Source organism: Reichenbachiella sp. (assembly GCF_039941815.1).
GTDB lineage: Bacteria > Bacteroidota > Bacteroidia > Cytophagales > Cyclobacteriaceae > Reichenbachiella.
On record NZ_JBDVDW010000026.1, the window covers coordinates 49,385 to 68,845 of the forward strand.

Genomic DNA, 19,461 nt, shown 5'->3' on the forward strand with positions numbered 1-19,461 from the left:
AGGGAAATAGTTGAGAGATAAAAATAAATTAGTCTAATGTGATTATCCTTTGACCTTTAGAGCACCCAACTCATCTATGAGCTCACGGTTTTCTATTTTGGACAACGGAGTAATGGAAGACGCATTTTTTCTCAACTGATAAAAATCACCTTGATAGTAGAAAAACAGCTTCTTGTTGCCCGGTGTGCTGATTTCGATAATCTCATATGGAGATTCGCTGAACTTGCCATAAAGGAATAATCGGTTTTCTTCCAGGCGGTAGTGAAAGTTGTATTTTCTGGAATTGATGGTCTGGATATTGACTTTGTCGAATTCCGATATGCCTGTTACTTGCTCTATTCTATCCAGTGCGTTAATGTCCACTCCCATACCATCAAAGGTTTCTTCGTGGCTAGGATTGACTTCTGGAACACTAAATGTGATATTTTGGGTATTATCTAATCGCGCTTCTTTAAAGTCTCTCTTCTTTAATACTGGTGATGCCTCTACATAATCGAGCATTTGCATATTGCCTTCATATCGATAATCTAGTTTGCCATAAACAGCGGGTGACATTTGACTGCCTAAGGTGTAATCATTCTTGGAGTCGAGTGCATCGATATGGTATTTGATAGCTGCTTCTTTGTTGTAAAAGAAATAGGCTCCAGAAGCGATCATTAATGATGTCACGCCATAAGTCAGCGTCTTCATCATTGAACCCTGCATCAGGGTACCTATCAATGTAGGCTCAACTGAAATATTATTTAGTCTTGTTTTAAGCTCTGCGGTCCGGTGTGCTTTCAACCCTTCGACAATATCATTTTGTCTTTCAAACTCAGACTTTAGCAATGGATCACTCTCGACTCTACCTTCAAACAGTATACGGTCGGTCTCAGACATGGACCCACTAAAATATGCTTCAAAATCTCTGCTGTATTTATTAATACCCATTTTTCTTAGTCTAGTACATCTTGAGAAGAATAGTTTCTTTTAACCATCATATCCAGCTTTTTCTTGCATTTGTATTTTTTTGTTTTGGCTGTGTCTGTGTTTGCAAAATTGAGCTTTTCAGCAATGTCAGTCATAGACAATCCATCAAAATAATGATACGTTAATATTCTTCTACATGTATCACCGAGTTGATTAATACACTCAGTTATTATTTTTATTTTCTCGTTTTTCTCATGTTCCTGATAGATGGATTGATCTACTTCTTCTGAGGACAAACGCCCTTTTCGATCAAGTTCTTTTCTCCATAGATTAAGACATATGCTATATATGTATGTGCTAATCTTCGAAGTCAATACCAGCTTACCAGATACGGCCTTCTGCCAAAATACCAAGAGCGCGTCTTGAAAAATATCTTTAGCCTCATCTTCGGACCCATTATTATTAAGTACAATCCGAGTCATCATTTTGTAATGCTTCTTGTACAAGTAGTCCAATGCTACCTCATCCCCTCTACTTACTCTTTCTAAGACTTCATGATCTTTCATGACTTAAAAGCTCTCGCTCTAGTTTAAATACTACAATCTAACTAATTGTAACCCTTAGGGCTAGAATAATGTCATCAGTCTTCCAATTTAGCTGATTTACGACAAATACTCACACTAGCTAACGTGAATAATTTCGTTTTCTGCTACTACAAAGATATTATCTTTTTTGTTGGGCTTGATTTTAGCCAAGCCTGTAAAGTGTCCAAAGGCAGGAAGAAATGCATGATCCGGCCTGAACATGAAGCATGGCAATTTCAATGATTGCTTTCCATGTCCAACCAGAGAGACTGCGGGATGTAGGTGTCCTGAGATGTTGTACCAGTCAGAGTTTTCATTTCTTTCATGAGTAAATTCCAGGTTATCAATGACTAACTGTTCTAGGACTCTAAGTCTGGAGTTTTGGTATACAGAGTCGGGAAGTATATCGTGATTTCCTCTGATTAGAATCATTTCAATATTCGCATAGTTGTGAGACCAGGTATAAAATAAATCCCATTCCTGATTGAAATCACTATGAAAAAGATCTCCAACAAACAAGATTTTCGCAGGATTGAATTCCGCTATGAGGGCATCCAGAATAAAAAACTCATTGATATGGACTCGGGAGGAGATAGGCACTCCTGCCTTTCTAAAATGACTGGCCTTACCAATGTGTAGGTCTGACAAAATCAATGCTTTTTGTTGACTCCAGAAAATTACTTTATCTGGCAAAAGGTAAAGTGACTGTCCTTCAATAGTAAACTTGTAGTTTCCCATACTCCTTTTTCTAACCAAGCTTAAAGGTATTCAGTTCGTTCACTTTTTTTGCGCTTTGGTACCAGTCATTGGAAACCAGATGGAGATCATGAATTTTCATTTTCCCAAACGAATCGCCTCTCATGATATTCAGCAAATTGAGAACCTTTTGAGGATTGGTCATTGGCTTTCTGAAACGCATGACCGTAAGATGAGCGGTATTGATTTTGTAGCGCTTATCAATGGTGTTTTCAAGATGACTACTTCTAAAGGCAGTTCTAAGTCTATCCCTGAGACTATTCAATTCATTTTTATCCGAAAACCCTTGAACCAATACTCCAGACGGGCTTGCGGTAACGCCGCGCAGCATAACTTCGATGGGGTCGGACAAGCATGATTGGATCAGCTCAATGTGTCCTGACGCGTCAAATTTATTTGGCAAGAAGCCCTTGTGGCATGAAATAATCGATAAAACTGTGAGATGCACGTCGGGAGCAGGGTAGTAATATTGATTTGGTTCCAACTCGCGTAGTCGATCTTGAAAGTCTTGAATTCTGGTAATAATGTTGTCGTCAGGGCGTGCCAGGAGGGTAACTCCTCTCCTCAGATCTTCTTTTGTATCCAGATAGGGATCAATAGAGTGAGTCCCTTGACTAAATTGGTGCTGTGCCGCTTTCCACAAATCATTGTAGATGGTATCAGACGATTCATTCATACTTCAGCCAGGTCTGCGTTCGATAGAAGATCGCAACGTACCCTCTAAGTTTGAGATTTCCATTCTCAAGCCACAGTTTGCAAGTATATACTTTACCATTTTCAGGATCCAGAATTTTGCCGTCTACGTATTCATCACCATCCCGACGCAAGGCCTTTAGGATTTCCATGCCTCGCACTTTTTTCATGTAGCGCTCATCTTCTTCGTCACACTCATCACAAACCGGGTCAGGGTCCTCGTGAGGCTCGAGAAACATGTCGGTAATTTTCCCATAGTAGAGATTATCTTTTTTATAAATTTCGACCACAGATCTTGGCTTTCCAGATTCGTCATCAATGGTCTTCCATTTTCCGACTATGTCATTCTGGGCAGCAAGGTTCAGTGAAAAGGCAAAGGCCAAGAGGAAACTTAAAATTTTCATCCGTTTTAATGTTTAATGACTATTCCATATTCAATTGCATTCTGGCTATGCGATCTGAAAGTGTCTCTGAGCTGATCCGCTCTCGCATACCATCTACTAAAATAGGAAATGAAAATGGAGTTGGTTGTGTTGTCTTCACCATTTTTATTTCTTGCTTGTTGATGCGCTCCATAGACTCCAGAAACCGCTCTTGCTCTAGCTGGAGAGAAAGCACTTCTTCTTCGGCTTGTTTTAGCAACAGGTTGTCCTGATCATAATCGGCTAGTGCTCTGTAAATAATGCCCGAATTCATTTGTAAATGCTTTCCTCTTATGGGCTGCCCTGGGTATCCTTGAAAGACAAGCCCTGCGATAGAGGCAATGTCTCTAAATCTTCTTCTGGCCATTTCGGACCGATTGATGGAGGAGGAAATATCGAAGAAAATATCCTTTGTAGTAAATAAGTCTTGCTCAAGTGCATCTTCGATTGGTATTTCTTGATCGGAAAGCAACTCAAATCCATAATCGTTCATTGAGATAGAAAATGTAATAGGCACCGATTGAGCAATTCGAAAGGCGACGACTCCGGCCAGCACTTCGTGCACGGCTCTCCCTTCAAACGGAAATACAAAAACGTGATATCCTTCTTTGGTTTGAGTTTTTTCTATAAGCAGAGTTTGGCTGTCGGGAATAATAGAAAGTTTGGCTTGAAGATCTAACAGGGGCTTAAGCCTTTTCATTTCTATCGAGTCATAGATCCCTTTGGCCGCTGACTCAAATTTCTGCCTGAGCAGCTGGGATAGCTGGGAGGACAATGGTATCCGGCCCCCACCCCAACGGGGTACAATCCCTTTCTTCTTTCTGCCTTTTTTGACAATAACAGTCAGGTCTTTGATTCTTACGAATTCCAGGGTTTGTCCGGCAAACCAAAACACATCACCGGCATTGAGACGTGAGACAAAACTCTCTTCTACGGTACCTATATACCCGCCTGTGAGAAATCTTACTTTGAGGGCAGGGTCACCCACAATGGTACCCATGCCCAGGCGATGTCTCATGGCCACCTTCTGACGATTGACTTTGTAGACACCATTTAGGATTTCGACTTTAGAGAATTCATCATATTGTGATAAACTCTCTCCTCCTGTAGTGATAAACGTAAGGCACCACTGCCATTCTTCAGGTGACAATGCCTTGAAACAATTAGTTGATCTGATCTCTTCGAATACCTGATCTGGATAGAATCCATCTCCTACAGCCAGAGTGACAAGATATTGTACCAGTACGTCTATGCATTTGGTCAGTGGTTTTCTTGGCTCAAATAGATCATCATCTATGGCGGCTCTTAGCGCGGCAGCTTCCATGAGTTCGAGGGCATGTGTGGGTACAAAGTGCATTCTACTGGTCTCGCCTGGCCCATGACCGCTTCGCCCTGCTCGCTGAAAAAATCTGGAAACTCCTTTGGGACTACCGACTTGAATCACCATATCCACTGGCCTGAAATCCACACCAAGATCGAGACTAGAGGTACAGATAACGAGCTTAAGCTTACCCATATTCAATGCATCTTCGACCCATCGTCGGATGTCGTTGTCGATTGATCCATGGTGCATCGCCATGAGGCCAATCATCTCGGGATATTTATCCACGATCCCCTGATACCACAACTCTGTTTGGGACCGGGTGTTAGTGAATAGCAGTGTAGTATTATTCTGTTTCACAATGTCCATGACCTCCTTCATGAGGCGAATACCCAAATGTCCTGCCCAAGGATAGTTCTCTACTTTTTTCGGGATCACGGATTTGATCAAGATCTTCTTCTTTATGTTGGATCGAATGATTTCACCTTGGCCATGAGGGCCTATAAGTGCAGACAAGGCCTCGTCCATATTGCCAACAGTCGCAGATATGCCCCAGGTCTTCAGTCCGACATCTGACCAGGCTCTAAGTTTGGAGAGTGCCAGTTCGACTTGAACTCCACGTTTGCTACCCAGGAGTTCGTGCCATTCATCGACAATTACGCATTGTAAATCACTAAAATAGTTAGGGGCGTTTTTTTGAGTAAGCATCAGATGCAGGCTCTCTGGAGTGATGATAAGGGCATCGGGTGCCGAGTCTGTAATTTTCTTTCTCTCAGTGGTACTGGTATCTCCAGTCCTAATGGCCACTTTTAGCTTTAGATCATTATCATCATTGAATTCTTCTAGAGCGAGCTTGATATCATTGGCCAGTGCCTTTAATGGCGTGAGCCAAATCACTTTAATTTTCTTTCTTTCGGATTTATGATGATAGGCATTGACTGCAGCAGGAATCCAAAGTGCAAAGGTTTTACCACTGCCAGTAGGCGCATTGAGTAGTCCGTTGGGCAGATTAAAAAAAGACTGCCACATTTCTTTTTGGAATTTATAAACCTTCCAATTTTTCGAATGGAACCAGTTTACTCCTATTTCTATGGCTTTTTTTGCGATCAATTCAACGAAAGTCTATAATAATTATGATATCTTAATATTATCTGTTGATAAATTAACAAACATCCAATTAACTCTTCATTTCTTTACGAACCAATAATTTGAATTAGTCGTTCAACCTATTAGTTTTGCGAAAATTTTTAACACACACTAAATTATTAATCAATGATTAAAGTTGCTATCAACGGATTTGGACGAATCGGGAGACTTGCGTTCAAAGCATTATTGAAAAAGGAAAATGTAGAAGTCGTTGCAATCAACGATCTGACTGATACTAAGACGTTGGCACACTTGCTAAAGTATGATTCTACTCAGGGTAAATTTGACGGAACCGTTGAGGCGGCTGCAGATGGAATCATTGTAAATGGAAAGAAGATCAGCATCACAGCTGAAAGAGTTCCTGCTGACTTGCCATGGAAGGCTTTAGGTATCGACGTGGTATTGGAATCTACAGGTAGATTCGTAGACGAAGCTGGGGCTAGCCAACACTTGACCGCTGGTGCTAGAAAAGTAGTTATATCTGCTCCTGCAAAAGGTAACATCCCAACTGTAGTGTTGGGTGTAAATGAAGATATTCTAACGGGCGATGAGACTATTATGTCTAACGCTTCCTGTACTACCAACTGCCTGGCTCCTATCGCTAAGGTTTTGCACGATAGCTTCGGACTAGAGCAAGGATTTATCACTACTATTCATGCATACACTGCGGATCAAAATCTACAGGACGGCCCTCATGCTGACTTGAGAAGATCACGAGCTGCTGCTATCAATATGGTACCTACTTCAACAGGAGCTGCCAAGGCTGTTGGGTTGGTATTACCTGAATTGAACGGTAAACTGGATGGCAACTCTATGAGAGTACCTACTCCTACTGGATCTATTACTGATTTGGTTGCTACGCTATCAAGAGAGGTAACTGTAGAGGAAGTAAACGCTGCAATGAAAGCTGCCGCTGAAGGGCCAATGAAAGGTATTTTGAAATACACTGAAGATCCGATTGTATCTTCTGACATAGTTGGTGACCCGCACTCTTCTATTTTCGATGCCGGCATCACATCTGCCAATGGCAAAATGGTAAAAGTGGCTTCTTGGTACGACAACGAAGCGGGTTACTCAAATAGAGCGGCCGACTTGATCGCTAAAATTGGATAATTTCAAATTCGCGTTTAATGAAATTGAAACCTCGGCCTCTGGTCGAGGTTTTTTTGTGTCTATGCCCTATCGAGATCCGATAGAGTGGCCAAATTATCAGCTAGAAGTGCTTCTAAATATCTCCTGAACCGTCTCTGGATAGGCTATGCCTAAAATACAGGCAAGAGTAAAAATTATTATTCCAAGCGTGAAATTAGCTCTATTCATATTTTTATCCGCTTCATCCACTTCCTTCAACGCCATGCGATAGGAGAAATTACTCACGTTTTCTTCTTTAAATACTGGGAAAGGTTTAGGCTTCGTGGCGAACAAAAACTTCTTTACCAAAACATAAGTTGAAAGATTTTTATCATTGAGGACATTATTCAAATAGTCCAATTTGCATGCGGCTTGTGTCTTCTTTGCACTCAATATTGAATTGATAATTAGCAAAATAGCCAAGAGGATAAAAATCAAAATTTTCAATACTTCTCCCATCTGGATTTCCATAGATTAGATATTTCAGGTTGACTAGTTGAGTAACTCTTCCTGTCCTTCGCCCACCTCAAGATTGTGCCAGACTTGCTGCACATCGTCATTGTCCTCCAGGACGTCGATAAGTTTCATTACTTTCTTAAACTCTTCATCATCCATTACTTTTGTGTTGTTTGGGATTCGCTGCAATTCTGCATTTTCTGGTTCAATTTCTAGCTCTTCGAATTTTTTATTGAGATTCCCAAAGTCTTCCAAAGCACACATGACCGTCAAATATCCCTCTTCGACGGTGAAGTCATCAGCTCCACCGTCAATCAGTTCAAGTTCAAGAGATTCTATATCCATATCCTCAGTGATTGGCAGTGTAAATACTCCTTTTCGATCGAAGATAAACTCTAGTGAGCCATTAGTACCCATGTTGCCTTCATACTTGCTATAGGCCGCTCTAACTTCCTGTACAGTACGGTTTTGGTTGTCCGTAAGACATTCTACAAATACAGCAATACCAGATGGGCCATACCCTTCGAAGGTCTGCTCGATGTAGGAGCTAGCCTCGCCGCCAATACCTTTCTTAATCGCTCGTTCTATGTTGTCCTTAGGCATATTCACGCCTTTGGCATTTTGAATGGCCATGCGAAGTCGAGGATTACCCTCTGGATCACCTCCGCCACCTTCTTTTACAGCGACCGTTATTTCTTTACTCAATCGAGAAAATATCTTACCTCGTTTGGCATCAGCTGCGCCTTTCTTTCGTTTGATGGTCGACCACTTACTATGTCCTGACATAATTATTAGAAATTCAAGGTTCAGAGTTCACGATTCAAAATTACAAATTCAAGTTGAAGGATCAAGTCTTCTTGTATTTCAGATTGAGGATAATTCCAAGAATGACTAACATCATACCTGCATAACTCATCCAAGCATAAGTCTCACCGAAAATGACGAATCCAAAGGCAAGAGAATAAATGATTCCCATATAGTTGATAATTGAAACCTTGGATAGCTCCTCAGACTGGTAGGATCGAGTCATGAAATATTGGGCAATTTGAGTAAATAGTCCAACCAATAAAAGATACATCCAATCCCACCCTAATGGGGTGACCCAATTGAAAATAGAAATGATACCTGCGAGTGGTAGAGACACCAATGGAAAATAGAATATGATTACCAGCGGATGTTCTGAGGTCTTTAAGATGCGAATGCAGTTGTAAGCCAATCCGGTAAATAGTGCTCCACCCACTCCTATAATGAAATGAATAAGTGAAATCCGAGTGTCGAATCCCTGGATGATCACTATCCCAAGAAAAGAGACCAGAAAGAATAGGTACTGCTTGAATCCTACTTTCTCTTTTACAATAAACACACCTAAAATGGTAGTAAAAATGGGGGCCAAATATTGCATGCTGGCAGCTGCTGCCAAGGGTATTCGCTGCAGTATATAAAAATAGGAGGCTAGTGCTATAGAACCAACAACACCCCGTAGAATCAATATTTTTTTGTTGTTTCCCCAAGGAGAGATATTGTCCTTAAGAAAAAAGAAGACGCAAATCACAATTGAGATAATCGACCGAAAGAGTATTATTTCAATAGCTGGAATATGTGAAATCTTTTTCACACATACTTTCATCAATGCAAAAGTGAAGGTGGAGATGATCATGAACTGAGCTCCCTTAGAAAACTTCATGCTTCGGATAGTTTAGCTGATGATCTTGCCGTCCTGAATCACAATCTTGCGATCCGTCATTTCGGCCAAGTCCTGATTGTGAGTGACGATGATAAAAGTCTGATTGAGCTCTTTTTGTAATTGGAAAAACAAGTGGTGCAATTCATCAGCGTTTACTGAATCCAGATTGCCACTAGGCTCATCGGCAAATATCAGTGAAGGCTTATTAATAAGCGCTCTAGCCACTGCCCCTCTTTGCAACTCTCCGCCTGATAGCTCTGAAGGCTTGTGATCTCGACGATGCTCAATATGAAGTAGCTTCATCAGCTGATTAGCATATTCGGATAGGGCTTTGCCATTTTTACCGTTGATATATGCAGGAATGCAAATATTCTCCATAAGTGTGAACTCAGGCAATAGGTTGTGAAATTGAAATACAAAACCTATTTCCTGGTTGCGAAATGCGGCCAACGACTTAGAATTGAGGCCGAAGACATTCTGGCCATTGATCTCTACCGTACCTCCGTCTGGTTGATCCAGGGTGCCTAGGATTTGGAGCAGCGTACTTTTGCCTGCACCGGATGCACCGACTACAGATATAACCTCGCCAGTTTCTACTCTTAGGTCTATGCCTTTGAGTACTTGTAATTCTCCATAAGACTTAACGATATTCTTGGCCTGCAGCATGAGTTATACGTTGTTCAGCAAATATAAGAATCCCAAGTTCAGAAGCAATAGCTTGCCTCAAAAGCTTGAATGTCTAGTTGCCAATTGAACATAAAAAAAGGGTTTGGAATTTGATTCCGAACCCTTTTTTTATGTCCTTCACTTGACTTTTTAATCGTTTTCTACGGTCTCAGTCTCTTTGTTACCACAGTACGTACACTTATACTTTTGAGTAGTGTAGCTTCCTTCGTCCTCTTCACTTTCCAGTCTCAGAGTTCTAAACTTACAACTAGGGCAAAGCTTGTTAGGATTACCTACATACTTTTCGATTACAGTCACTTTAGTAGCCTCGTCTAACCACACATCGTAATCAAAATGATTCAGTTCTTCTTCATGAATCATTTCCTTAGTCAGGTAAGCATCCTCCTCTTCTTCGTTGAGCAATCGCATTGGAGTACCATCATGTGGAGACTTTCTTTCTTTAAATCGAATTTTGGCTAATTTATCTTCCAAAATAGACGGGTAGTAGACTCGCAAATAGGTGTTGATTGCGGATCCCACAAGGAATGCAAATCCAAGAGGTAAAACTAGCTTCATAACAAGAGCCAAAGTATTAGCCAAGTCTCTATCCTTAATTAGAATAGCTGAAATGAAAATAGCTCCAGCAGCCACCAAGCCAAGAGAAGCAGTCCAGAGGACATTGATCTCGTTTTTTGCTCTAAATCTATATTTAGTAGATCTTCCAGATATCACCTGCATTACACCGAAGTAAAACAAGTATCCTATAAGTGATCCGCTAACGAGTATCAGTGCTATAAACTCAGCGAGATATTGAGCGTAGTGCAACATCTCAACTAAAGACGCATCGGGTTGATTCATAATATTATTTTAAAACTATAATTATTCACATTTTAAAGATAAGAAAAAAAATAGGACTTGAACTCAACTATTTAAAAATATGATGATCAACTCCCTGTGCCTCAAGCCTTAGCTTTCGACAGTTCTTGGTCTACATAATCAAATGTGGACAAGACTTCTGCTTTTCCGTCTATTACGGCCACATTGTGCTCGAAATGTGCAGAAGGTTTTTTGTCGGCTGTCACGATAGTCCACCCATCTGCGAGCTGCTTTACATTTCTCGTACCCATGTTGATCATGGGTTCTATAGCTATGACCAAACCCTCTCTAAACATTGGGCCGCGACCACGCTTCCCAAAATTGGGAACCTCTGGAGATTCGTGCATGTCTTTGCCCAGACCATGTCCTACCAATTCTCTTACTACGCCGTATCCGTTGCTTTCTGCATGGTTTTGAATGGCATAGCTCAAGTCTCCCATTCGATTTCCTTTTTTGACCTGCGCTATTCCCAAATCAAGGCATTCCTTGGTGACCTCAAGTAATTTCTTTGTTTTAGGCTCGACTTCACCGACTTCAAAAGTATAGGCGTGGTCGCCATAATATCCATTTTTGAGGGCGCCTATATCCACTCCGACTATATCACCTTCTTCTAGTGGACGGTCTGTTGGAATGCCGTGTACGACCTGCTCGTTTACGGAGGTGATAATCGCGTTGGGGTAGTCATAGAGTCCAAGAAATCCGGGTACAGCTCCTTGATCACGGATAAATTCTTCGGCCCAGGCATCAAGTTGAAGCGGGGTAATTCCAGGCTTTATTTTAGAGGCCATGAGCCCAAGTGTCTTAGATACAATAATTGCACTTTCACGGATGAGCTCTATTTCTTCTCTGGTCTTGTATTTAATCATTCTGTTCTCATAATTGGAGTGCAAAAGTATATGATTTACACAAAAAAACCCGTCCCGATAGCAATCGGGACGGGTTTTTAAAATCTTAGGTTTAGGATGTTTAGATCACACCTTCAAGCACTTGCTTGATTGGCACTCTCTTGCCATCCTTGAAAGCCACGATCCAAGCGTCTTTTACGCCCATTTCTCTAAGATACTTTTTGAAAGTATCTGCTTCCCAGTAATCTTTAAACTGACCAATGGTATATTTCATTACACCATCTTTCTCATCAAACTGAAATGAAGGGTTGTTCTTAGAGAAATCAGAAAGGTCTTTCTTTTTGAAGGCTCCAATTTGAACTTTAAAAAGAACACCTTTTTCATTGGCTCCTCCGCCAGCTCCTAAAGAACGTGTATTACCGGCAGTCGCACCACTTCCAAGGTTTTCAACCGCCTTCTTCTTAGCATCCGCAAGCTCTCTTCTTAGGCTGGATACCTGATCTTGATAGTCTGCGATCTGATCGTCCTTTTCTTTGATGCGATCATCTACGCCAGCTACTTCTTTCTTCAAGCTACTTAGTTGACCTTTAAGAGATTTGTTTTCCTCCAAAAGTGCTTTGTATTGCTCTGGACTAAGCGCTTTGATTCTTTTTTTCCATTCTTTTGTTTCCTGCTTCGACATCTGTGCGTTCGCCGATTGAGTAAAGGCAACGAAAGTCAGAAGTGAAAAAATTGCTAGTATATTCTTCATGATTTTATGATTTAATCCTACTTATAGTGTCTAATGTACAAAAAAATTCGCCTAAATATAGATCAATTTAGTCAATAATTGTACTTTTTCAAGTTTTTGAAATGTTTGATTATTTTTTCATTGAACCTACCATATTGGCAGGCACGACCCATTCATCAAATTGTTCATTGGTCAATAGTTCCAATTCTAGTGCGGCCTCACGCAAGGTCTTGCCCTCTTTGTGTGCCTTTTTAGCGATTTTAGCGGCATTTTCATATCCAATATGAGTATTCAAGGCCGTGACAAGCATCAAAGATTTCTCCAATTTATCTTCGATTACCGGATGATTTGGCTCTATTCCGACGGCACAATTGTCATTGAATGACTCACAGGCATCACCAATCAACCTTGCAGAATTAAGCAAATTATAGATCATCATAGGTTTAAAGACATTCAATTCGAAGTGTCCGGTCATTCCACCTGTGGAAATGGCCACGTCGTTACCTATCACCTGAGCGCAGACCATAGTGAGTGCCTCACATTGGGTAGGGTTGACTTTACCGGGCATGATTGATGAGCCAGGTTCGTTTTCAGGAATAGTAATCTCTCCAATGCCGCTTCTAGGTCCTGAGGACAACATTCGAATGTCATTTCCTATTTTCATCAAGCTTACTGCGAGCTGCTTCAAAGCCCCACTGGATTCTACAATCGCGTCATGAGCTGCTAGCGCTTCAAATTTATTCTCGGCAGTGACCAGGGGTAATCCAGCGTGTCCTGCAATTTTCTCAGCTACCAATTCGGCATATCCTTCCGGGGTGTTTAGCCCCGTGCCAACGGCAGTACCTCCCAGTGCTAACTCTGATAGGTGTGGCAAAGTATTTTGTAATGCTTTTAGACCGAAATTGAGCTGTGCTACGTATCCTGAGAATTCGTGTCCCAGGGTCAGGGGAGTAGCATCCATAAAGTGGGTTCTTCCAATTTTGACCACATCCTTGAATGCTTCAACTTTCTTTGCCAACGTGTCCCGCAGTTTTTCAACTTTTGGAATGGTATTTTCCACTAGCATCTTATAGCCAGCTATATGCATGGCTGTAGGAAAGGTATCGTTGGATGATTGAGACTTGTTTACGTCATCATTTGGATGAATAGTTTTCGACTCATCGGAGAGGGAGCCGCCATTGATTACATGGGCTCTATTAGCTATGACTTCGTTGGAGTTCATGTTGGACTGCGTACCAGACCCGGTTTGCCAGACGACCAACGGAAACTGATCATCTAATTTGCCTTCCAGTATTTCATCACAGACCTGACCGATGAGATCTGACTTGCTTTTGTCCATCACACCGAGTGCCGCATTTGTTTCTGCTGCAGATTTTTTTAGGATAGCAAAGGCTCTTATGATCTCCATCGGCATCTTCATATGCTCTCCGCCAATTTTGAAATTCATCTTAGAGCGTTGGGTTTGTGCGCCCCAGTATTTTTCTGCAGGGACTTTTACCTCCCCCATAGTGTCTTTTTCGATTCTATAATCCATGATATATTGTTTGCAATACTGGTACAAAGATAATGAGTAATCTTTGTCTTTTTTAAAGATGACTAGGTTGTAATTTTAGAAATGTAGTGCCACAAGACCACACCGATGGTTACTGATATATTAAGCGAATGTTTGGTGCCGAATTGTGGTATTTCCAGGCAATGGTCAGCGGCGGAGACCACCTCCTGCTCCACACCGAATACTTCGTTGCCGAAGATAAATGCGTACTTTCCTTCAGCCGAAGGCTCAAACGCGTTGAGCATGAGGCTTCCTTCAGCTTGTTCTACAGCGAAAACCTGCCATTGATCTTTTTTCAAATCCTTGATGACTTCTATCGTGCTGGTCACATGTTCCCATTCTACAGTATCCGTGGCTCCTAGAGCAGTTTTGTTTATGTCTCTGTGAGGAGGCTTACCAGTAATTCCGCACAAATAGATTTTTTTGATATTGAACGCGTCAGAGGTCCGAAAGGCCGACCCGACATTGTTTAGGCTGCGAATATTGTCAAGTATTAAGATGACGTCATTTTTCTTGACTTTTTTGTAGTCTTCGGCGCTGTGTCGATTCAACTCTTCGTTCTTTAATTTTCGCATGGATACTCTCTCTTTTGGTAAGCCTGGCTGCAAATAAAAATGATTCGAAGAATTTCTGGCTGGTGATGTCCTAATACTTTCTACGAGTTATTAAATTCGTGTTTTGATTCAGGAACAAATAATGGCTAAAGAAAAGAAAGAGACTCCACTAATGAAGCAATACAATGCGATCAAGGCTAAGCACCCTGATGCGTTGTTGTTGTTTAGGGTTGGAGATTTCTACGAGACTTTTGGGTCTGATGCGGTGAAGGCCAGTAAAATCCTGGATATTGTACTTACCAAAAGAGCCAATGGATCTGCTTCACACATCGAGCTTGCAGGATTTCCTCATCACTCATTAGACACCTATTTGCCTAAGCTGGTGCGCGCCGGAAACAGGGTGGCTATTTGCGATCAGCTAGAAGATCCTAAGTCGGTCAAAGGCATTGTGAAGCGTGGCGTGACAGAGCTGGTCACACCAGGCCTGACGCTGAATGACAGCGTCCTGGATCAAAAGAAGAACAATTATCTGGCGTCTATTAGTTTTGGGAAAGACACGCACGGCATTGCATTCTTAGACCTAAGTACGGGTGAGTTTATGATTTCGTCTGGAGATCTCTCCTATATAGATAAGATGGTACAAGGCTTCAATCCATCTGAGGTGATCTACTGCAAAAAAAATCGCGATCAGTATGAAGGCCAATTTGGTGAAGACTTCAATACCTTCTGTTTGGAAGAGTGGATTTTTGGATATGAATATGGCTACGAAAAGCTCAACACTCATTTCAACACTAAGAATCTCAAAGGGTTTGGCATAGAGGATTCAAAAGAAGGGATATGTGCTGCTGGAGCCATCTTGTTTTATCTTGAAGAGACGGAGCACAAAGAGATCAGCCATGTATCCTCGGTATCCAGAATCGATACAGAACGATATGTATGGCTGGATAAGTTTACCATTCGAAACCTTGAGTTGGTGTATGCGCAGCAGTCTGATGGCGTGCCATTACTTGCTGTGTTGGATGATACGCAAACGCCCATGGGTGCCAGGCTCCTAAAAAAATGGATGGTATTGCCACTGAAAGAAAAGGAGGAAATCGAAGGACGACTCAACGTGGTGGAGGCTTTGATCAATGATACCACCACTACTCAGGAAGTTTTATCTCATTTACAACAAATAGGAGATGTAGAGCGACTGGTGTCTAAGGTGGCAGCACTGCGAATCAATCCCAGAGAGCTGCTACATCTAAAGAAAGCACTAAAAAATATTGCTCCGATCAAAAGCATTCTTGCCGGTACCAAAGATGAAAGCCTCAAAAAATTTGGCGATAAGCTGAACCCTTGTGCTCAATTGATTGAAAAAATTGATCTAAATCTGAAAGAAGAATTACCGCTCAATGCTACTCAGGGAAATATCATCCAGGATGGCATCGATAGCGAACTTGATGAGCTAAGGAAAATCGCGTTTTCCGGCAAGGACTATCTACTACAAATTCAGGAGCGTGAAAAAGAAAGAACAGGGATCTCGTCTTTGAAGATCGCCTATAATAAGGTCTTTGGGTACTATCTGGAGGTTTCTAATGCACACAAGGATAAGGTGCCCGAAGAATGGATTAGAAAGCAGACGCTTGTCAATGCAGAGAGATACATTACCGAAGAGCTCAAGACCTACGAGGAGAAGATTCTGACTGCCGAAGACAAATTGAGCAGTATAGAGCTACGGCTATTTAATGCACTGGTGGCCTTTACCGCTGATTATGTTTCTGAAATTCAAAACAACGCTCGCAGCATTGCTCAGATAGATTGCTTGCTGTCTTTTGCTCAGGTGGCGGTCAAACATAACTATTGTCGTCCGTCTGTGAATAACGAAAGGGCGATTGACATCAAAGAGGGACGCCATCCTGTGATTGAGACTCAGTTGCCAGCTGGGGAGGATTATATCTCTAACTCCGTTTTTTTGGATGATCTATCACAGCAGATAATGATTATCACAGGCCCCAATATGGCGGGTAAGTCGGCCTTGTTGCGTCAGACGGCCTTGATTGTGCTGATGGCACAAATGGGAGCCTATGTACCGGCGGCTTATGCCAAAATTGGAATTATAGATAAGGTATTTACCAGAGTAGGTGCTTCAGACAATTTGTCCAAAGGCGAATCTACTTTTATGGTGGAGATGACGGAGACTGCGAGCATTCTAAACAATCTAAGTGAAAATAGTCTGGTGTTGATGGATGAGATAGGTCGTGGTACCAGCACCTACGATGGCGTATCTATCGCATGGTCTATAGTAGAACATCTGCATAATCATCCAAAGTATCATGCGAAGACCATGTTTGCCACCCACTATCATGAGTTGAATCAGATCGCGACTGACTTTCCTCGGGTGAAAAATTTCAACGTCTCTGTGAAGGAACTTGACAACCGGGTGATTTTCATGCGGAAGCTTAAGGAAGGCGGCAGTGAGCACAGCTTTGGTATCCATGTGGCCCAAATGGCCGGGATGCCTAATGAGGTAGTGATTCGTGCCAACGAAATTCTATCACATCTCGAAAAGGACAAAATCAAAGAGCAGCACAGTGAGAAAATAGAGTCTCTCCCCAAAAACAATTTTCAATTGAGCATGTTTGAAAGTGATCCACACTTTGAAGAGGTGCTTGGGTTACTCAACAAGCTGGACGTCAATACCATCTCTCCTGTCGAGGCACTCCTCAAACTGAATGAGATTAAGAATATTTTGAAAGGAAAAAGCTAGCCTTACTTGGGCAGTTTGAAATTCAGTGGAAGGGCCATTTTCACTCTGACCACTTTCCCGTCGATTTGGCCGGGAGTCCATGCAGCAGAGTTCATGACCAACCTTACTGCTTCTTTGTCACAATCAGCGTGAAGGCTTTTTAGCACTCTTGCATTTGAAATGGAGCCATCTTTTTCGACTACGTACTCTACAAATACGCGACCTTCTATATTCTGTGCTTTTGCATTATCAGGATATTGCATGCTGGTCTGGACATATTTGAAAAACGCAGACATGCCTCCTGGGTAGCTTGGCTGCTGATCTGCCAACGAATAAATAGTATCATCTGTCTGTGCTTGACCTATGCCAGGTGTCAAGAAAACTGCGAATAGGAGGAGGGAGATAATTTTTGCTCGTTTCATGTCGTTCACTTTTTGGTGACGCAAAATTAACACGAAACGTTCGAAATACCGCCTCATCTTGTTATTGGTATGTTATCTTTCTAACCAGCCTAGAAAATCGGGGACTCGTACGCGGCTGATTAGGATTTGGTCTTTGGGCTCTGGTTCCAGTTTGACTTCCAGTCGACTATTGAAATACTTGTTGACCACTTTTATAGAGTGGATGTTGGTAATATACTTTCTCGAGAGCCTAAAAAAAGTAGTAGGATCTAGCAGCTTACTCAGCTCATCAAGCTTGTAATCAATAATAAACTTAGCATTTTCTTTTGCCACCAGATAGGTGTAGTCGTTTTCAGAATAGAAATAGGCTATGTCCTCTACAGATACATGGCGTAGTTTATCACCGGTTTTGATAATAAACCTTTTTTTGTATTCGACAGCTTCCAGGCTAAGATTGAGCAACTTTTCCACCTGATGGCTACTTAGTGTAGACTGGTCGTTTTTTGTAATTTGATGTTGAAGTCGATCATACTTATCCAAAGCCGATTTTAGTTGAGAAAACTCGATCGGCTTGAGCAAATAATCAATGCTATTGACCTTGAAGGCCCGTATGGCATAATTCTCAAAGGCTGTTGTAAAAATGATGGGGCAGGTAAGGTTTGTAGAATTGAATATTTCAAAGCTCAACCCATCCGACAGCTGAATGTCCATAAATATTAAATCAGGCTCTTGGTTTTGATTCAGCCATTCTATCGAATCTTCTACGGACTCAAGACAAGCCACCACATCGATTGCTGCATCTTCTACACGCTTCAAAAATCGCCTGAGTTCCTCCTGAGCGTATCTTTCATCTTCAATAATCAATACCTTCATAATCTGGTTCCAGTAGTGGAATTTTAACCGTAAAATATTTTTCTGTTTGTTCTATGACCACCTTCTTGTCGGTGACTATGTCGTAATGACTACATATGTTGTCCAGTCCTATTTTTGAAGAATACCCCTTGGAGGTTTTTAATCTTAGGCTATTCTTAATTACAATATTGTCCTGCTCAAGCCCGATCCACATAGAGAGTGGGTATTTCTCTGATACGACGTTGTGTTTGATAGCGTTTTCGATCAGCAGTTGCAACATTAACGGCGGTACTTGATGAAGATTCTTTTCCGCCGAAATATAGAAATGCAAGTGCAGTTTGTCACCAAAGCGCAATCGCATCAGATCGACATATGAAGTCGTGGCTTTCAGTTCTTCGGCCAACGTGACCAATCCCTTGTTGCGATGCTCCAGCACATTGCGATAGACGCTGGCCAGCTGCCGGATAAACTGATAGGCGGTTTCAGGATCCGAGTGCACCAGCGATGAAAGGGTATTGAGGCTATTGAATAGGAAGTGCGGATTGACCTGCGTCTTGAGCATTTCGTGTCTAAACTCCAGGCTGGATTTTTTGAAACGTTCAAGTTCGATCATCGATTTTCTCCAACGATGTAGAAAATAGATACCCATCTCGATAGATACCACTAAGACTGTAATCGAGAAGGTGGTCGTGATGACCACAGCATCATCGAACATCGGTCGGACGTTAGCTTTTCCGAGTATATTATCAAAGATGAATTTTAACCCTGCAACGGTGAGTACAACGAAGAGCGTATTTGAGATGAGCTGCGCCAAAAACCGTCTCGAAATGTTTTCTACCCATGGTAGCTTTCTTTCCAGCTGTCGATTGATCCATCGTACGCCTTCTAAAATAATAAAAGATATGATCAGAGCAATGAGGTAATCCAGTGGTTGAAACCGAGGCTTGCTTGCCTGGTAGAATAGGCCATAAATAAAATCTATGAACAGCTGCGTACCCAAACCCATGATTACTATACTAGACCATCGCCACCAGTTGATAGGAGACTTGAGATAGAACCTCGGGATATTTACATTGCTTTTGGACATCCGGGAAATTCGAATCATATTAAAATATAAAAAGGATTCTGGAGGCCAGTCCAGAATCCTTAGCATGA

The 19,461-nt window shown here is 41.7% G+C and carries 20 protein-coding genes; 2 read left to right on the plus strand and 18 right to left on the minus strand.

Translation table 11 applies throughout. The features are described 5' to 3' along the window. Nucleotides 1-42: 42 nt before the first annotated feature. From ABJF11_RS04845 to ABJF11_RS04870, 6 genes are all read right to left on the minus strand, one after another. On the minus strand, nucleotides 43-930 hold the full coding sequence (locus ABJF11_RS04845; RefSeq protein WP_348118462.1) for a hypothetical protein: 888 nt from the start codon (nucleotides 928-930) through the stop codon (nucleotides 43-45). Nucleotides 931-935: 5 nt separating this feature from the next. Next, a complete protein-coding gene (locus ABJF11_RS04850; RefSeq protein WP_348118464.1) occupies nucleotides 936-1,475 on the minus strand; it encodes a sigma-70 family RNA polymerase sigma factor in 540 nt (179 codons plus the stop codon). 114 nt (nucleotides 1,476-1,589) lie between these two features. Further along, nucleotides 1,590-2,231: a ligase-associated DNA damage response endonuclease PdeM gene (gene pdeM / locus ABJF11_RS04855; protein WP_348118466.1), complete on the minus strand. Its 642-nt coding sequence runs from the start codon at nucleotides 2,229-2,231 to the stop codon at nucleotides 1,590-1,592. 10 nt (nucleotides 2,232-2,241) lie between these two features. Beyond that, complete coding sequence (locus tag ABJF11_RS04860; RefSeq protein ID WP_348118467.1) at nucleotides 2,242-2,925, minus strand: 2'-5' RNA ligase family protein; 684 nt, start codon at nucleotides 2,923-2,925, stop codon at nucleotides 2,242-2,244. After that, a complete protein-coding gene (locus ABJF11_RS04865) occupies nucleotides 2,918-3,346 on the minus strand; it encodes a DUF2147 domain-containing protein (protein ID WP_348118468.1) in 429 nt (142 codons plus the stop codon). The genes ABJF11_RS04860 and ABJF11_RS04865 overlap by 8 nt, the downstream gene beginning before the upstream one ends. Before the next feature lie 19 nt (nucleotides 3,347-3,365). Next, nucleotides 3,366-5,795, minus strand: coding sequence for a ligase-associated DNA damage response DEXH box helicase (locus ABJF11_RS04870; RefSeq protein ID WP_348118469.1), 2,430 nt, complete (start codon nucleotides 5,793-5,795; stop codon nucleotides 3,366-3,368). A gap of 162 nt (nucleotides 5,796-5,957) precedes the next feature. Here ABJF11_RS04870 and gap point away from each other — a divergent pair, with 162 nt between their 5' ends. Then, complete coding sequence (gap, locus tag ABJF11_RS04875) at nucleotides 5,958-6,944, plus strand: type I glyceraldehyde-3-phosphate dehydrogenase (RefSeq protein WP_348118471.1); 987 nt, start codon at nucleotides 5,958-5,960, stop codon at nucleotides 6,942-6,944. Nucleotides 6,945-7,040: 96 nt separating this feature from the next. Here gap and ABJF11_RS04880 read toward each other — a convergent pair whose 3' ends face one another. From ABJF11_RS04880 to ABJF11_RS04920, 9 genes are all read right to left on the minus strand, one after another. Then, a complete protein-coding gene (locus ABJF11_RS04880; protein WP_348118472.1) occupies nucleotides 7,041-7,433 on the minus strand; it encodes a hypothetical protein in 393 nt (130 codons plus the stop codon). A 21-nt stretch (nucleotides 7,434-7,454) separates the two neighbouring features. Continuing rightward, complete coding sequence (locus tag ABJF11_RS04885; RefSeq protein WP_348118474.1) at nucleotides 7,455-8,204, minus strand: YebC/PmpR family DNA-binding transcriptional regulator; 750 nt, start codon at nucleotides 8,202-8,204, stop codon at nucleotides 7,455-7,457. A gap of 61 nt (nucleotides 8,205-8,265) precedes the next feature. Continuing rightward, nucleotides 8,266-9,102 (minus strand): DMT family transporter, encoded by an 837-nt coding sequence (locus tag ABJF11_RS04890; protein ID WP_348118475.1) that lies wholly within the window; start codon nucleotides 9,100-9,102, stop codon nucleotides 8,266-8,268. A gap of 12 nt (nucleotides 9,103-9,114) precedes the next feature. Next, the gene (locus ABJF11_RS04895) at nucleotides 9,115-9,768 is read right to left on the minus strand and encodes an ABC transporter ATP-binding protein (RefSeq protein ID WP_348118477.1); all 654 of its coding nucleotides are present in this window, start codon (nucleotides 9,766-9,768) and stop codon (nucleotides 9,115-9,117) included. A 150-nt stretch (nucleotides 9,769-9,918) separates the two neighbouring features. Beyond that, nucleotides 9,919-10,626: a hypothetical protein gene (locus tag ABJF11_RS04900; RefSeq protein ID WP_348118479.1), complete on the minus strand. Its 708-nt coding sequence runs from the start codon at nucleotides 10,624-10,626 to the stop codon at nucleotides 9,919-9,921. 101 nt (nucleotides 10,627-10,727) lie between these two features. After that, nucleotides 10,728-11,510 (minus strand): type I methionyl aminopeptidase, encoded by a 783-nt coding sequence (map, locus tag ABJF11_RS04905; RefSeq protein ID WP_348118480.1) that lies wholly within the window; start codon nucleotides 11,508-11,510, stop codon nucleotides 10,728-10,730. Between the two features lie 100 nt (nucleotides 11,511-11,610). Continuing rightward, nucleotides 11,611-12,240: an Ezrin/radixin/moesin family protein gene (locus tag ABJF11_RS04910; RefSeq protein WP_348118482.1), complete on the minus strand. Its 630-nt coding sequence runs from the start codon at nucleotides 12,238-12,240 to the stop codon at nucleotides 11,611-11,613. Nucleotides 12,241-12,349: 109 nt separating this feature from the next. Then, nucleotides 12,350-13,753 carry a class II fumarate hydratase gene (gene fumC, locus ABJF11_RS04915; protein ID WP_348118484.1) on the minus strand — a complete coding sequence of 468 codons (1,404 nt, stop codon included), beginning with the start codon at nucleotides 13,751-13,753 and terminating at the stop codon, nucleotides 12,350-12,352. A 62-nt stretch (nucleotides 13,754-13,815) separates the two neighbouring features. After that, nucleotides 13,816-14,346 carry an RNA methyltransferase gene (locus ABJF11_RS04920; protein ID WP_348118486.1) on the minus strand — a complete coding sequence of 177 codons (531 nt, stop codon included), beginning with the start codon at nucleotides 14,344-14,346 and terminating at the stop codon, nucleotides 13,816-13,818. Nucleotides 14,347-14,467: 121 nt separating this feature from the next. On the opposite strand from ABJF11_RS04920, the gene mutS reads away from it, so the two are divergent. Beyond that, the gene (mutS, locus tag ABJF11_RS04925) at nucleotides 14,468-17,074 is read left to right on the plus strand and encodes a DNA mismatch repair protein MutS (RefSeq protein WP_348118488.1); all 2,607 of its coding nucleotides are present in this window, start codon (nucleotides 14,468-14,470) and stop codon (nucleotides 17,072-17,074) included. 2 nt (nucleotides 17,075-17,076) lie between these two features. Here mutS and ABJF11_RS04930 read toward each other — a convergent pair whose 3' ends face one another. The 3 genes from ABJF11_RS04930 to ABJF11_RS04940 all read right to left on the minus strand — a co-directional run bounded on the left by ABJF11_RS04930 (nucleotide 17,077) and on the right by ABJF11_RS04940 (nucleotide 19,411). Beyond that, nucleotides 17,077-17,475 (minus strand): energy transducer TonB, encoded by a 399-nt coding sequence (locus ABJF11_RS04930; protein ID WP_348118489.1) that lies wholly within the window; start codon nucleotides 17,473-17,475, stop codon nucleotides 17,077-17,079. 72 nt (nucleotides 17,476-17,547) lie between these two features. Then, on the minus strand, nucleotides 17,548-18,327 hold the full coding sequence (locus ABJF11_RS04935) for a LytTR family DNA-binding domain-containing protein (RefSeq protein ID WP_348118490.1): 780 nt from the start codon (nucleotides 18,325-18,327) through the stop codon (nucleotides 17,548-17,550). Then, complete coding sequence (locus ABJF11_RS04940; RefSeq protein ID WP_348118491.1) at nucleotides 18,308-19,411, minus strand: histidine kinase; 1,104 nt, start codon at nucleotides 19,409-19,411, stop codon at nucleotides 18,308-18,310. The genes ABJF11_RS04935 and ABJF11_RS04940 overlap by 20 nt, the downstream gene beginning before the upstream one ends. Nucleotides 19,412-19,461: the final 50 nt, after the last annotated feature.